Origin of the sequence: Mumia sp. ZJ430, from assembly GCF_011751845.1 — a bacterium.
Lineage (GTDB): Bacteria > Actinomycetota > Actinomycetes > Propionibacteriales > Nocardioidaceae > Mumia.
The window spans coordinates 537,663-551,075 of sequence record NZ_JAAHFK010000004.1 but is presented as its reverse complement, the minus strand read 5'-3'; the positions used below and the strand labels follow the sequence as shown (position 1 = coordinate 551,075).

Here is a 13,413-nt window from a genome sequence, read left to right as displayed (position 1 = left end):
TGGCGTTGCTCGAGATCAACGACGTCTCTGTCCACTACGGCCGCATCCAGGCGCTGCACGGCATCTCATTGACCGTCAACGAGGGTGAGATCGTGACTCTCATCGGCGCCAACGGTGCCGGCAAGACGACGACGATGCGCGCCCTCGCCGGACTGCTCAGCCTGTCGTCCGGCAGCGTGACGTTCGAGGGCGAGGACATCTCCAAGCTCGCCGGGCACAAGCGTGTCGTCCGCGGCATCTCGCTGACCCCCGAGGGCCGAGGCATCTTCCCGGCGATGACGGTCCGCGAGAACCTCGAGATGGGCACGTACGCGCTCAAGGGCCGGACGACCGTCGACGAGAGCTTCGACAGGGTGTTCGAGCTGTTCCCCCGTCTCAAGGAGCGCGAAGCGCAGGCCGGCGGCACGCTGTCGGGCGGTGAGCAGCAGATGCTCGCGATCGGACGTGCCCTCATGGGCCGGCCGAAGGTCCTTCTCCTCGACGAGCCCTCGATGGGTCTGGCGCCGCAGTTCATCCGCCAGATCTTCTCGATCATCTCGCAGGTCAACGAGCAGGGCATCACGGTCCTCCTCGTCGAGCAGAACGCCAACCAGGCGCTCAGCCGCGCCGACCGTGCGTACGTGCTGGAGACGGGTCGCATCACGCGGTCCGGCACCGGTGCGGAGCTGCTCGCGGATCCCGCGGTCAAGGAGGCCTACCTCGGCGTTGCCTGACGCCTCGCCGTACGGGGGTCACTCCCCCAAGGCAAACGTCGCGCCCCACCTGTTCATTCAGGTGGGGCGCGACGTTTGCGTGGGGCCCCATGCAAAGGGCCTGGTGGTCCGAGTCTGGCGTCAGTCGCGCACCAGGCGCGTCGAGTACGCCGGGGAGATGCCCTTGATCGCGTCACCCATCCGGTGGACGCGCAGCGCGTTGGTCGAGCCAGGGATCCCCGGGGGGCTGCCGGCGACGATGACCACCTCGTCGCCCTCGGCACACAACGCGATCTCGAGCAGCGCCCGGTCGACCTGGAGCACCATCATGTCCGTGTGCTCGACCTCCGGGACGAGGAACGACTGCACGCCCCACGAAAGCGCGAGCTGGTTGCGTACGACCGGGTCGGGGGTGAACGCCAGGACCGGCACGGTCGAGCGGTAGCGAGTCATCCGGCGCGCGCTGTCGCCCGAGGTCGTGAAGGCGCAGAGGAACTTCGCACCGACGGCCTGGGCCACCTCGGACGCCGCGCGGCCGATCACGCCGCTGCGGGTCTTGGGGTTCCAGTGGTACGCGGCCATGCGCGGCAGGCCGTGCTCCTCGGTGCTCTCGACGATGCGCGCCATCGTGCGCACCGTCTCCATGGGGTACTCCCCCACGCTGGTCTCGCCGGAGAGCATCACGGCATCGGCGCCGTCGAGCACGGCGTTGGCGACGTCAGAGGCCTCGGCACGAGTCGGGCGCGGAGCCGAGATCATCGACTCGAGCATCTGGGTCGCGACAATCACCGGCTTGGCGTTGCGTCGCGCCTTCTCGACGATCAGCTTCTGGACGACCGGGACGTCCTCGAGCGGCAGCTCGACGCCGAGGTCGCCGCGCGCGACCATCACACCGTCGAAGGCGTTCATGATCTCGTCGAGGTTCTCCACCGCCTGCGGCTTCTCGATCTTGGCGATGACCGGGCGGCGTACGCCCTCTTCATCCATGATCGCGTGGACGTCGTCGACATCGGCACCCCGACGGACGAACGACAACGCGATGAAGTCGACGCCGGTGCGCAGGGCCCAGCGGAGGTCGTCGCGGTCCTTCTGTGACAGCGCGGGCACGCTGACGTTCACACCGGGAAGGTTGATGCCCTTGTTGTTGCTGAGCACGCCGGGGACCTCGCACACGGTGACAACGTCGGTCTCGGTGACCTCCGTGGCGCGCAGCCGTACCTTGCCGTCGTCGATGAGGATCGTGTCGCCCGGCTTCACGTCCCCGGGCAGGCCGTCGTACGTCGTCGAGCAGCGCTCGCTGTCGCCAGGCACGTCCTGCGTCGTGATGGTGAAGACGTCCCCGACAGCGAGCGGGACGGGCCCCGACGCGAACCTGCCGAGCCGGATCTTGGGGCCCTGGAGGTCGGCCAGCACCGCGATGGGCTCGCCGAGCACCTCCGCCGCGTGCCGCGTCCACTCGTACGAGCGGTCGTGGGTCGCGTGGTCACCGTGGCTGAGGTTGAGGCGGGCGACGTTCATGCCCGCGCGGGCAAGCTCGAGGATCTTCTCCTCGGACCAGACGGCGGGACCGATGGTGCAGACGATCTTTGCTCTACGCACCCGTCAACCCTAGAGCGCGTGGCCGGACGTGCGCGACCCGACCCACGAAGTTTGTTGTTTCGTCAGCAGAATTTCTCGAAGGGTGGGACGCCCCCACCCGTCCGCGTTGTGAAAGCAATCTGCCCCTTTCCGAGGTCGGAAAGGGGCAGATTGCTTTCACAACGCGGACGGCGTCAGACGACGAGCGGACGCTCCGTGGGGAGGATCGGCGCAGGCAGGTTGGTCGAGCCGTTGAGATAGGCGTCGACGCCGGCCGCGCACGCGCGACCCTCGGCGAGCGCCCACACGATCAGCGACTGCCCACGGCCCGCGTCGCCGGCGGCGAACACGCCATCGATGTCGGTCATGTACGAGGAGTCGCGCGCGACGTTGCCCCGCTCGTCCAGGCTCGCACCGAGCTGCGCGACGACACCGTCGGTCTCCGGGCCGGTGAAGCCCATCGCGAGCAGCACGAGCTGTGCCGGGATCTCGCGGACACTCCCCTCGACCTCCTGGAAGCGGCCATCGACCATCTCGACCTCGACCATCCGCAACGCACGGACGTGGCCGTCCTCGTCGCCGAGGAACTCCTGCGTCGAGACCGCGTAGACACGCTCGCCGCCCTCCTCGTGCGCCGAGGCGACCCGGTAGGTCATCGGGTACGTCGGCCACGGCTGGTGGCCGGGACGCTCCTCGCTCGGACGCGGCATGATCTCCAGCTGCGTGATCGAACGGGCCTGCTGGCGGATGGCGGTGCCGAGACAGTCGGCACCGGTGTCGCCGCCGCCGATGATGACGACGTCCTTGCCCTCGGCCGTGATCTGGCCGTCGACACTCTCGCCCCGGGCGACACGGTTGGCCTGCGGGAGGTACTCCATGGCCTGGTGGATGCCGCCGAGCTCGCGCCCGACGGTCGGCAGGTCACGGCGTACGGTCGCGCCGGTCGCGAGGACCACGGCGTCGTAGCGGTCGCGCAGCTGCTCGCCCGTCAGGTCGACCCCGACGGCGACGCCGTTGCGGAAGATGGTGCCTTCGGCCGTCATCTGCTCGATCCGGCGGTCCAGGACGGACTTCTCCATCTTGAACTCCGGGATGCCGTAGCGGAGCAGACCGCCAGGCGCGTCGTCACGCTCGTACACGGCGACGGTGTGTCCGGCGCGCGTGAGCTGCTGGGCGACCGCGAGACCAGCCGGTCCCGAGCCGATGACCGCGACGGTCTTGCCCGTGAGCCACTCCGGCGGCTCGGGCGTGACGCGACCGTCGTCCCAGGCGCGGTCGATGATCGACACCTCGACGTTCTTGATGGTCACGGCCTCGCGGTTGATGCCGACGACGCACGCCGTCTCGCACGGTGCGGGGCACAGGCGCCCGGTGAACTCCGGGAAGTTGTTCGTCGCGTGCAGCCGCGAGAGCGCCGCCTCCCAGTCGTCACGCCAGACGAGCTCGTTCCACTCGGGGATGAGGTTGCCGAGCGGGCAGCCGCTGTGGCAGAACGGGATGCCGCAGTCCATGCAGCGGCCGGCCTGCTCGGTGATGATCGGCAGGAGCGCCCGCCCCGGCGTGCCGGGATAGACCTCGTTCCAGTCGTGGATGCGCTCCCCGACCGGCCGCCGCGGCGCGAGCTGGCGCGGCGTCTTCATGAAACCCTTCGGATCAGCCACGGATCGCTGCCTCCATCATCGCTGCGGTGGTCTCGTCCTCGCCGAGACCGGCCTCCTGGGCTGCGGCACGCGCCTGCAGCACCCTGCGGTAGTCGACCGGCATGACCTCGGTGAACCGGACGAGCGAGGTCGTCCAGTCGGCGAGAAGCGTGCGGGCGACCTCCGATCCGGTTTCCTCGGCGTGCCGAGTGACGAGCCCCTTGAGCTCGTCGGCGTCACCGACCTCGTGGACCTCGACCATGTCGCGGTTGACCAGGTCGTGGTCGAGATCGAGGACGTACGCGACACCGCCGCTCATGCCCGCCGCGACGTTGCGGCCGGTGGCGCCGAGGATCACGACGCGCCCGCCGGTCATGTACTCGAGCGCGTGGTCGCCCACGCCCTCCACGACCGCCGTCGCACCGGAGTTGCGGACGCAGAAGCGCTCGCCGGCGCGGCCACGGACGAAGATCTCGCCGCTCGTCGCGCCGTACCCGATGACGTTGCCGGCGATGATCTGCTCCTCGGCGACGAACCCCGCCTCGCGCGACGGCCGGATCACCAGCCGCCCGCCCGACAGGCCCTTGCCGACGTAGTCGTTCGCGTCGCCCTCGAGGCGCAGCGTGATGCCGCGCGGGACGAAGGCACCGAACGACTGACCGGCCGACCCGGTGAACGTGATGTCGATCGTGTCGTCAGGCAGACCCGCGCCGCGGTAGCGCTTGGTCACCTCGTGGCCGAGCATCGTGCCGACCGTGCGGTTGACGTTGCGGATCTCCAGCTGCGCCCGTACCGGCTCGCCACGCTCGAGCGCGTCGGCGGACAACGCGATCAGCTCGTTGTCGAGCGCGCGCTCGAGTCCGTGGTCCTGGCCGGTGGTGTGGTGCAGCGCCGCACCCTCCGGCAGCGCTGGAACGTGCAGGATCGGCGTCAGGTCGAGCCCGCTGGCCTTCCAGTGCGCAATCGCTTCACGTGAGTCGAGCGTCTCGACGTGCCCAACGGCCTCGTCGATCGAGCGGAAGCCCAGTGCGGCGAGGTGCTCGCGCACCTCCTCGGCGATGTACTCGAAGAAGTTCACGATGAACTCCGGCTTGCCCGAGAACTTTTTGCGCAGCTCACGGTTCTGCGTGGCAACGCCCACCGGGCAGGTGTCGAGGTGGCAGACCCGCATCATGATGCAGCCGGACACGACCAGCGGAGCGGTCGCGAAGCCGAACTCCTCGGCACCGAGCAGCGCCGCCACGATGACGTCGCGGCCGGTCTTGAGCTGCCCGTCGGCCTGGACGACGATGCGCTCACGCAGCCCGTTGAGCAGCAGCGTCTGCTGCGTCTCGGCGAGGCCGAGCTCCCACGGGCCGCCGGCGTGCTTGAGCGACGTCAGCGGCGACGCCCCCGTACCGCCGTCGTTGCCCGAGATCAGCACGACGTCCGCGTGCGCCTTGGAGACACCGGCGGCGACCGTACCGACACCGACCTCCGCGACCAGCTTGACGTGGACCCGCGCGGACGGGTTCGCGTTCTTGAGATCGTGGATGAGCTGCTTGAGGTCCTCGATCGAGTAGATGTCGTGGTGGGGCGGCGGCGAGATGAGACCGACACCCGGCGTCGAGTGACGCGTCTTGGCGACCCACGGATAGACCTTCGGCCCGGGCAGCTGACCGCCCTCGCCGGGCTTGGCACCCTGCGCCATCTTGATCTGGATGTCGTCGGAGTTCGTGAGGTACTCCGCCGTGACGCCGAAGCGACCCGACGCGACCTGCTTGATCGCGCTGCGACGCTCCGGGTCGTAAAGACGCTCCGGATCCTCGCCACCCTCGCCGGTGTTGGACTTGCCGCCGAGGCGGTTCATCGCGATAGCGAGGGTCTCGTGCGCCTCCTGGCTGATCGACCCGTACGACATCGCACCGGTCGAGAACCGCTTGACGATCGCGGAGACCGGCTCGACCTCGTCGATCGGCACGGCCGGGCGGACGTCCTCCCTGAGCTTGAGGAGCCCACGCAGCGTCATCAGCCGCTCCGACTGGTCGTCGACACGCTGCGTGTACTGCTTGAAGACGTCGTAGCGGCCCGCGCGCGTCGCGTGCTGGAGCCGGAAGACGGTCTCGGGGTCGAACAGGTGCTCGGCACCGTCGCGGCGCCACTGGTACTCGCCGCCGACGTCGAGCTGGCGGCGCGACGCGGAGATGCCGGACGTCGGGTACGCCTTGGCGTGCCGCATCCGCACCTCCTCCGCGACGACGCCGAGGTCGATGCCGCCCAGACGCGAGGTCGTCCCCGTGAAGTAGCGGGCGACGAGCTCGCCGGACAGGCCGACGGCCTCGAAGATCTGCGCCCCCGTGTACGAGGCGACCGTCGAGACGCCCATCTTGGACATCACCTTGAGCACGCCCTTGCCGAGCGCGTAGCGCAGGTTGGCCACGGCCTTCTCGGGTGCGACTCCGTCGACGTAGACGGCGCTGCGGGCGAGGTCCTCGGCCGTCTCCAGCGCGAGGTACGGGTTGACCGCCGACGCGCCATAGCCGAGCAGCAGCGCGACGTGGTGCACCTCGCGGACGTCGCCGGTCTCGACGAGCAGGCCCACGCGGGTGCGGGTCTTCTCGCGGACCAGGTGGTGGTGCAGCGCGCCGGTCATCAGCAGCGACGGGATAGGAGCCAGCTCGTGGTTGGAGTGGCGGTCCGACAGGACGATGATGCGCGCGCCGTCGGCGATCGCGGCGGAGACCTCGGTGCACAGGTCGTCGAGGCGCTTGCGCAGCGCGTCCGCGCCACCGCCCACCTCGTACAGACCGCGCACCACGTACGTCGACAGGCCCGGCATGTTGCCGTGCCGGTTGACGTGGCGGATCTTGGCCAGCTCGTCGTTGGTGATCACCGGGAAGGACATCTGCAGCTGGCGGCACGACGCCGGCGTCGCGTCGAGCAGGTTGCCCTCGGCGCCGACCGTGCTGAGCAGCGACGTGACGAGCTCCTCGCGGATCGCGTCGAGCGGCGGGTTCGTGACCTGCGCGAACAGCTGGTTGAAGTAGTCGAACAGCAGTCGTGAGCGGTTCGACAGCACGGCGATGGGCGTGTCGGTGCCCATCGAGCCGATCGGCTCCGCACCCGTGCGCGCCATCGGCGCGAGGAGGATGCGCAGCTCCTCCTCGGTGTAGCCGAAGACCTGCTGGCGTCGCGTCACCGACGCGTGGGTGTGGACGACGTGCTCGATGTCGGGGAGGTCCGAGAACCGGACCAGGCCCGAGTAGAGCCACTCCTCGTACGGGTGGTCGCCGGCGAGCGCGGACTTGATCTCGTCGTTGCCGACCACGCGGTGCTCGTCGAGGTCGAGCAGGAACATCTGCCCGGGCTCGAGGCGGCCCTTGCGGACGATCGTCGCGGGGTCGAGGTCGAGGACGCCGGCCTCGGAGGCGAGCACGACGAGCCCGTCCTCGGTCTGCCAGAAGCGGCCCGGGCGCAGCCCGTTGCGGTCGAGCACCGCCCCGATCTGGGTGCCGTCGGTGAAGACGACGCAGGCCGGTCCGTCCCAGGGCTCCATCATCGTGGAGTGGAACTCATAGAAGGCCCGCAGCTTCGGGTCCATCTCGGGGTTGTTCTCCCACGCCTCCGGGATCATCATCATCACGGCGTGAGGGAGGCTGCGACCGCCGAGGTGCAGCAGCTCGAGCGCCTCGTCGAACGACGCCGAGTCGGAGTCCTCCGGGTCGACGATCGGGAAGAGTCGCGTCAGGTCGCCGGGGATCAGGTCGGACTCGAGCAGCGCCTCACGCGCCCGCATCCAGTTGCGGTTGCCGCGCGCGGTGTTGATCTCGCCGTTGTGCGCGATGAAGCGGAACGGGTGAGCGAGCGGCCAGCTCGGGAAGGTGTTGGTCGAGAACCGGCTGTGCACGACCGCGAGCGCCGATGCGATCCGGGGATCGGTGAGGTCGGCGAAGAAGTTGTCGAGCTGGTCGGTCGTCAGCATGCCCTTGTAGGTGAGCGTGCGCGCGGACAGCGACGGGAAGTAGACGTCAAGCTCGTGCTCGGCGCGCTTGCGCAGCGCGAACGTCACCCGGTCGAGGGCGATCCCCGCACGCTCACCGGCCGCGTCGGCGACGAAGAGCTGGGCGAACGACGGCATCGCGCCGCGCGCGGTCGAGCCGAGGATCATCGGATCGATCGGCACCTCGCGCCATCCGAGGACCTCGAGGCCCTCCTCGGCCGCGAGCGCCTCGACGGCCTTGCGGGCTGTCGCCGCCGCGTCCGTGTCGACCGGCAGGAAGCCGATCCCGACCGCATAACAGCCGGCCTCAGGCAGCACGAAGTCGACCACGTCACGCAGGAACGCGTCAGGCACCTGGATGAGGATGCCGGCACCGTCGCCGGAGTCGACCTCCGCGCCCACGGCACCGCGGTGGTCAAGGTTGCGCAGGGCGGTCAGGCCCTGCGCGACGATCTCATGGGTGGCCTGGCCCGTCAGGGTCGCGACGAAGGCGACGCCACAGGCGTCGTGCTCGTCCTCGCCGGAGTAAAGGCCTTGAGCTGGGGGAATCCCGCGCATGCCGCTTCTCCCGTCGTCATCGCTATGGCGCTGCGGACGGGGGCTCGCAAGACTGAGTTGCTCAAAAGTGCGAGATGCCGGTCCGTCAGCGGGGAACAACCACACCGAAGGGACGACCTTGGCCCTCACATGGCCTGCCCAGGTTACACGATTGTTGCCGGCTCCGACTCTGCGGTACGTCTCGTCCGTACGGGGACACCGGAGCGTGTCAGGCCGAGACTCCGCCGACCAACGTCCCGACCAGGAACGTCAGGCCCGCGGCGGCACTGCCGAGAACGAGCTGACGCAGACCGCCGAACCACCACGGGCGGTCGGTGATCGCCGTGACGAGCGCCCCCGTCCCGAACAGCGCCAGCAGCGACACGGCGACCGTCGGCACCATCGACGTGATGCCGAAGATCAGCGGTAGCAGCGGGATGAGCGCGCCGACGGCGAACGAGAGGAACGAGGAGACCGCCGCGAGCATCGGCGAGGGGAGGTCCTCCGTGTCGACACCGAACTCCTCGCGGGCATGAACCCGTACGGCGTTGTCAGGGTCGCTGTGGATCTGCTGGGCCACCTCGCGCGCCACGCTCTCGTCGACGCCCTTCGCGACGAACATCGACGCCAGCTCGGCCTGCTCCTGCGCGTCGTGACGCAAGATCTCGCGCCGCTCGCGCTCGACCTCGGCACGGGCGAACTCGGCCTGGCTGGCCACCGAGGTGTACTCGCCGACGGCCATCGAGAAGGCACCGGCCGCCAGCCCGGCAACGCCGGCGATGATCACCGGCTTGGGGTCGTCCGTGCCGCCCGCCATGCCCATGATGAGCGCGAAGTTCGACACGAGACCGTCAGAGGCGCCGAACACCGAGGGGCGCAGCCAGCCGCCCGTGACGTCAGGATGCTCCTTGCCGATCGTCTCGGGATCGGGGAGCGGGTACGGCTCCCCGGACGACTCCTGCGGCGCCCGTGCCTCGGTCATGCCACGAATCTACGACCGGGAGCCGTCGCCGTCATCCAAGGATGGGCTTGCCTCAGCCGTGTCGTCAGACACGTCCCCCTCGGGCTCCGCGTCATCCCTGACCGCCGCGTCGCCGTCACCGGCGTCGGACGAGTCGTCGGCGTCGTCGTCCGCCCCAGAGTCGTCACGAGAGGCAGACGGGTCGACCTGGACGACCGTCTCGCGTGCACCACGGCCTGTCTTGGTGAGCCACACGAACAACGCGACGGCCGCGACGAACAGCACCAGCGACGTCCACTGGTTGAGGCGCAGGCCGAGGAACTCGTGGGCGGTGTCGATGCGCATGCCCTCGATCCAGAACCTGCCCGCGGTGTAGATCGCCACGTACAGCGCGACCACGCGGCCACCGCCCAGCTTGAAGCGGCGATCGGCCCAGATGAGGACGAAGAACCCGGCGAGGCTCCACAGCGACTCGTACAGGAAGGTCGGGTGGAACGTCTCGAACTGCTCGTAGCCGACCGGTCGGTGCGACGCGTCGATCTCGAGGCCCCACGGGCTGTCGGTCGGGCTGCCGAAGAGCTCCTGGTTGAACCAGTTGCCCCAGCGACCGATCGCCTGTCCGAGCAGGACACCCGGCGCGAGCGCGTCGGCGAACGGCGCGAACTTGATGCCGTGGCGACGGCAGCCGATGTAGGCCCCGAGCGCGCCGAGCGCGACCGCGCCCCAGATGCCGAGGCCGCCCTCCCAGATGTAGAGCGCCTTGATCGGTTCCCGACCCTCTGCGAAGTAGAGCTCGGGGTTGGTGACGACGTGGTAGAGGCGAGCGCCGACCAGGCCGAACGGGATCGCCCACACGGCGACGTCCGCGACCGCGCCGGGCTTGCCGCCCCGGGCCTGGAACCGCTTCTCGCTGACCCAGATCGCAGCGACGACGCCAGCGATGATGCACAGGGCGTACGCGCGGAGCGGGAACGGGCCGAGCTCCCAGACGGACTGGGACGGGCTCGGGATCGAGGCGAGGATCACGGGAGGGCTCCCTTGTCAGGGGTGGGAACGAGGGTACGGGCGCGCTCGACGCCGGCACGCAGGTCCTCGGCCAGGCGGCGTACGCCGGCGATGCCGCGGGCGGTGTCGGTGCCCGCGTCGAGTAGCTGCGAGACGAGGGCAGAGCCGACGATCACGGCGTCGGCGAACGCGCCGACCTCGGCCGCCTGGTCACCGTTGCTGACGCCCAGCCCCACGCCGACCGGGATGTCGGAGTGGGTACGGACGCGCGCGACGAGCGCCGGCGCCGCCGTGCTGGTCGCGGCGCGCGCACCGGTCACACCCATCACTGCCGTCGCGTACAGGAAGCCACTGGAGGCCTTCGCGGTCATCGCGAGGCGCTCGTCGGTCGAGGACGGGGCGACGAGGAACACGCGGTCGAGCCCGTGCGCGGACGACGCCTCGACCCACTCCCCCGCCTCGTCAGGGATCAGGTCAGGCGTGATGAGCCCCGCACCGCCGACCGCTGCGAGCCGGGAGGCGAACGTGTCGACGCCCACCCGCTCGATGGGGTTCCAGTAGGTCATCACGAGCGTCGGCGCACCGGTCGCGGCGACTGCCTCGACGGTGTCGAACACGTCGGCGATCTTCGTACCGGCCGCCAGGGCCGCGTCAGCGGCGCGCTGGATCGTCGGGCCGTCCATCACCGGGTCGGAGTAGGGGAGACCGATCTCGACGATGTCGACACCGCCCTCGACCATCGCCACCATCGCGTCGATCGCGGTCTGCTTGTCAGGGAAGCCGGCGGGGAGATAGCCGACCAGGGCCGGGCGGTTCTCCGCGCGCGTGCGCGCCAGCAGGTCGGCGAGCGCGCTCATGCCTTGCCTCCGTCGTCGAGCAGGCCGAAGTATTCCGCGGCGGTGTGCACGTCCTTGTCGCCACGCCCCGAGAGGTTGACCAGAATGGTCGCCGGCCGTCCCAGCTCCTCGGCGAGCTGCGGCGCGATCCGCAGCGCACCCGCGATCGCGTGCGCCGACTCGATGGCCGGGATGATGCCCTCGGTCTTGCAGAGCAGGTCGAACGCGGCCATCGCCTCGTCGTCGGTCACCGGCTCGTACGTCGCGCGACCGGTCTCCGCGAGATAGGCGTGCTCGGGTCCGACGCCGGGATAGTCGAGCCCGGCCGAGATCGAGTGCGACTCGATGGTCTGACCGTCCTCGTCCTGGAGGAGGTAGGAGCGGGTGCCGTGCAGGACGCCGACGTCACCGGCCGTGATGGTGGCCGCGTGGCGTCCGGTCTCGAACCCGTCGCCACCGGCCTCGAAGCCGTACAGGCGCACCGCCTCGTCGTTCAGGAAGCCGGCGAACAGCCCGATCGCGTTGGACCCGCCGCCGACGCAGGCCACCGCCGCGTCGGGGAGGCCGCCGATCCGCTCGAACGACTGCGCGCGCGCCTCGTCGCCGATGCCGCGGGTCAGGTCGCGCACGATCTCGGGGAACGGGTGCGCGCCCGCGGCCGTGCCGAGCAGGTAGTGGGTGTCGTCGACCGTGCTGACCCAGTCACGCAGGGCCTCGTTGATCGCGTCCTTGAGCGTACGGCTGCCGGTGGTCACCGGGATCACCGTCGCGCCCAGCATCTGCATGCGGGCCACGTTGAGGGCCTGGCGCTGCGTGTCGACCTCGCCCATGTAGACGACGCACTCGAGGTCGAGGTAGGCGCAGGCCGTCGCGGTCGCGACCCCGTGCTGGCCGGCACCGGTCTCGGCGATCACGCGGTGCTTGCCCATCCGCTTGGCGAGCAGCGCCTGACCGAGCACGTTGCGGACCTTGTGGGCGCCGGTGTGGTTGAGGTCCTCGCGCTTGAGGAGGATCCGAGCCCCCGCCCGCTCCGACAGCCGCGTGGCCTCGTACAGCGGGCTCGGGATGTTGGCGTACTCACGCAGCATCCGGTCGAGCTCGGAGGTGAACGTCGGGTCGACGAGCGCCTCTCGCCAGGCGCGCTCGAGCTCGTCGAGAGGCGCGATGAGCGCCTCGGGCATGAAGCGCCCGCCGAACCGGCCGAAGTGGCCGTGCTCGTCGGGGAGGCTCGAGGGACGCGGGTCGGCCGAGGCCGAGGTGCTGGTCATGCGTCGATCCTTGCAGGTGGCGTCAACAGGTGTGTCGACGAGGACGGTGAGGGCCGAAGAAGTCGTCCACCGTCACCATCGGTGCTGCAGAGCGGGGTGCGACCCGGCCGCAACCAGGTCGGCGACGGTCGAGCGCGGGTTGCCGCCCGTCACCAGCGTCTCTCCGACCAGGACGACCTGTGCGCCCGCCCGGGCGTACTCGATGACGTCCTTGGTGTCACGCACTCCCGACTCGGCGACCTTCACGACCGAGTCAGGGATCAGCGGAGAGAGCCGGGAGAACGTGGTGCGGTCCACCTCGAGCGTCTTGAGGTTGCGGGCGTTGACACCCACGAGGTCGGCGCCGGCCGCGACCGCGCGCTCGACCTCCTCCTCGTCGTGCACCTCCACCAGCGGGGTCAGGCCGATCGAGCGCGCACGCTCGATCAGCGACTCCAGCGCCGGCTGGTCAAGTGCGGCGACGATCAGCAGCGCCATGTCGGCGCCCGCCGCACGGGCCTCCCAGAGCTGGTAGGAGGTCGTGATGAAGTCCTTGCGCAGGACCGGGCAGTCCACCTGAGCCCGGACCGCCTTCAGATCGTCCAGGCTGCCGGAGAAGCGCCGGCGCTCGGTCAGCACCGAGATCGCGGCCGCGCCGCCCTCGGCGTAGTCCACAGCCAGGGCTGCCGGATCCTTGATGTCGGCGAGGGAACCCTTGGACGGACTGGCTCGTTTGACCTCTGCGATGACCGAGACCCCGTCGGCGCGGAACGCCGGCATGGGGTCGAGCGCGAGGTCCTGACGGCTCGCACGCTCCTTGAGATCGTCGAGCGGGACCGCGGCCATGCGGTCCCCGAGGTCCTCGAGCACTCCTTCGAGGATGTCGTCGAGTACGGACATCGCCGACCTGCCTTCCCACCCGTAGACACCGCGTCGCG

At 69.9% G+C, this 13,413-nt stretch carries 9 protein-coding genes; 1 reads left to right on the top strand and 8 read right to left on the bottom strand.

Annotated features, from left to right (window positions below):
* Positions 1–5: 5 nt before the first annotated feature.
* Positions 6–713, top strand: a complete 708-nt coding sequence (locus HCT63_RS18855; RefSeq protein ID WP_208322542.1) for an ABC transporter ATP-binding protein — start codon at positions 6–8, stop codon at positions 711–713.
* Between the two features lie 120 nt (positions 714–833).
* Here the strand turns inward: HCT63_RS18855 and pyk are convergent, their stop codons facing one another.
* From pyk to trpC, 8 genes are all read right to left on the bottom strand, one after another.
* Positions 834–2,291 (bottom strand): pyruvate kinase, encoded by a 1,458-nt coding sequence (gene pyk / locus HCT63_RS18850; protein WP_167008518.1) that lies wholly within the window; start codon positions 2,289–2,291, stop codon positions 834–836.
* A 173-nt stretch (positions 2,292–2,464) separates the two neighbouring features.
* Complete coding sequence (locus tag HCT63_RS18845; RefSeq protein WP_167008515.1) at positions 2,465–3,931, bottom strand: glutamate synthase subunit beta; 1,467 nt, start codon at positions 3,929–3,931, stop codon at positions 2,465–2,467.
* Positions 3,924–8,447 (bottom strand): glutamate synthase large subunit, encoded by a 4,524-nt coding sequence (gene gltB / locus HCT63_RS18840; RefSeq protein WP_167008512.1) that lies wholly within the window; start codon positions 8,445–8,447, stop codon positions 3,924–3,926. The genes HCT63_RS18845 and gltB overlap by 8 nt, the downstream gene beginning before the upstream one ends.
* 208 nt (positions 8,448–8,655) lie before the next feature.
* Positions 8,656–9,408, bottom strand: coding sequence for a VIT1/CCC1 transporter family protein (locus HCT63_RS18835; RefSeq protein WP_167008510.1), 753 nt, complete (start codon positions 9,406–9,408; stop codon positions 8,656–8,658).
* Positions 9,409–9,417: 9 nt separating this feature from the next.
* The gene (gene lgt, locus HCT63_RS18830; RefSeq protein WP_167008507.1) at positions 9,418–10,413 is read right to left on the bottom strand and encodes a prolipoprotein diacylglyceryl transferase; all 996 of its coding nucleotides are present in this window, start codon (positions 10,411–10,413) and stop codon (positions 9,418–9,420) included.
* Positions 10,410–11,249 (bottom strand): tryptophan synthase subunit alpha, encoded by an 840-nt coding sequence (trpA, locus tag HCT63_RS18825; RefSeq protein ID WP_167008504.1) that lies wholly within the window; start codon positions 11,247–11,249, stop codon positions 10,410–10,412. The genes lgt and trpA overlap by 4 nt, the downstream gene beginning before the upstream one ends.
* Positions 11,246–12,496 (bottom strand): tryptophan synthase subunit beta, encoded by a 1,251-nt coding sequence (gene trpB / locus HCT63_RS18820; RefSeq protein ID WP_167008501.1) that lies wholly within the window; start codon positions 12,494–12,496, stop codon positions 11,246–11,248. Before trpB ends, trpA begins: the two co-directional genes overlap by 4 nt.
* A 72-nt stretch (positions 12,497–12,568) precedes the next feature.
* Positions 12,569–13,375: an indole-3-glycerol phosphate synthase TrpC gene (gene trpC / locus HCT63_RS18815; protein ID WP_167008499.1), complete on the bottom strand. Its 807-nt coding sequence runs from the start codon at positions 13,373–13,375 to the stop codon at positions 12,569–12,571.
* Between the last annotated feature and the right edge of the window lie 38 nt (positions 13,376–13,413).

Coding starts and splice junctions, on each gene's coding strand:
- trpC (WP_167008499.1), bottom strand. CDS start 13,375: ATGTCCGTACTCGACGACATCCTCGAAGGAGTGCTCGAGGACCTCGGG.
- HCT63_RS18835 (WP_167008510.1), bottom strand. CDS start 9,408: ATGACCGAGGCACGGGCGCCGCAGGAGTCGTCCGGGGAGCCGTACCCG.
- trpB (WP_167008501.1), bottom strand. CDS start 12,496: ATGACCAGCACCTCGGCCTCGGCCGACCCGCGTCCCTCGAGCCTCCCC.
- trpA (WP_167008504.1), bottom strand. CDS start 11,249: ATGAGCGCGCTCGCCGACCTGCTGGCGCGCACGCGCGCGGAGAACCGC.
- gltB (WP_167008512.1), bottom strand. CDS start 8,447: ATGCGCGGGATTCCCCCAGCTCAAGGCCTTTACTCCGGCGAGGACGAG.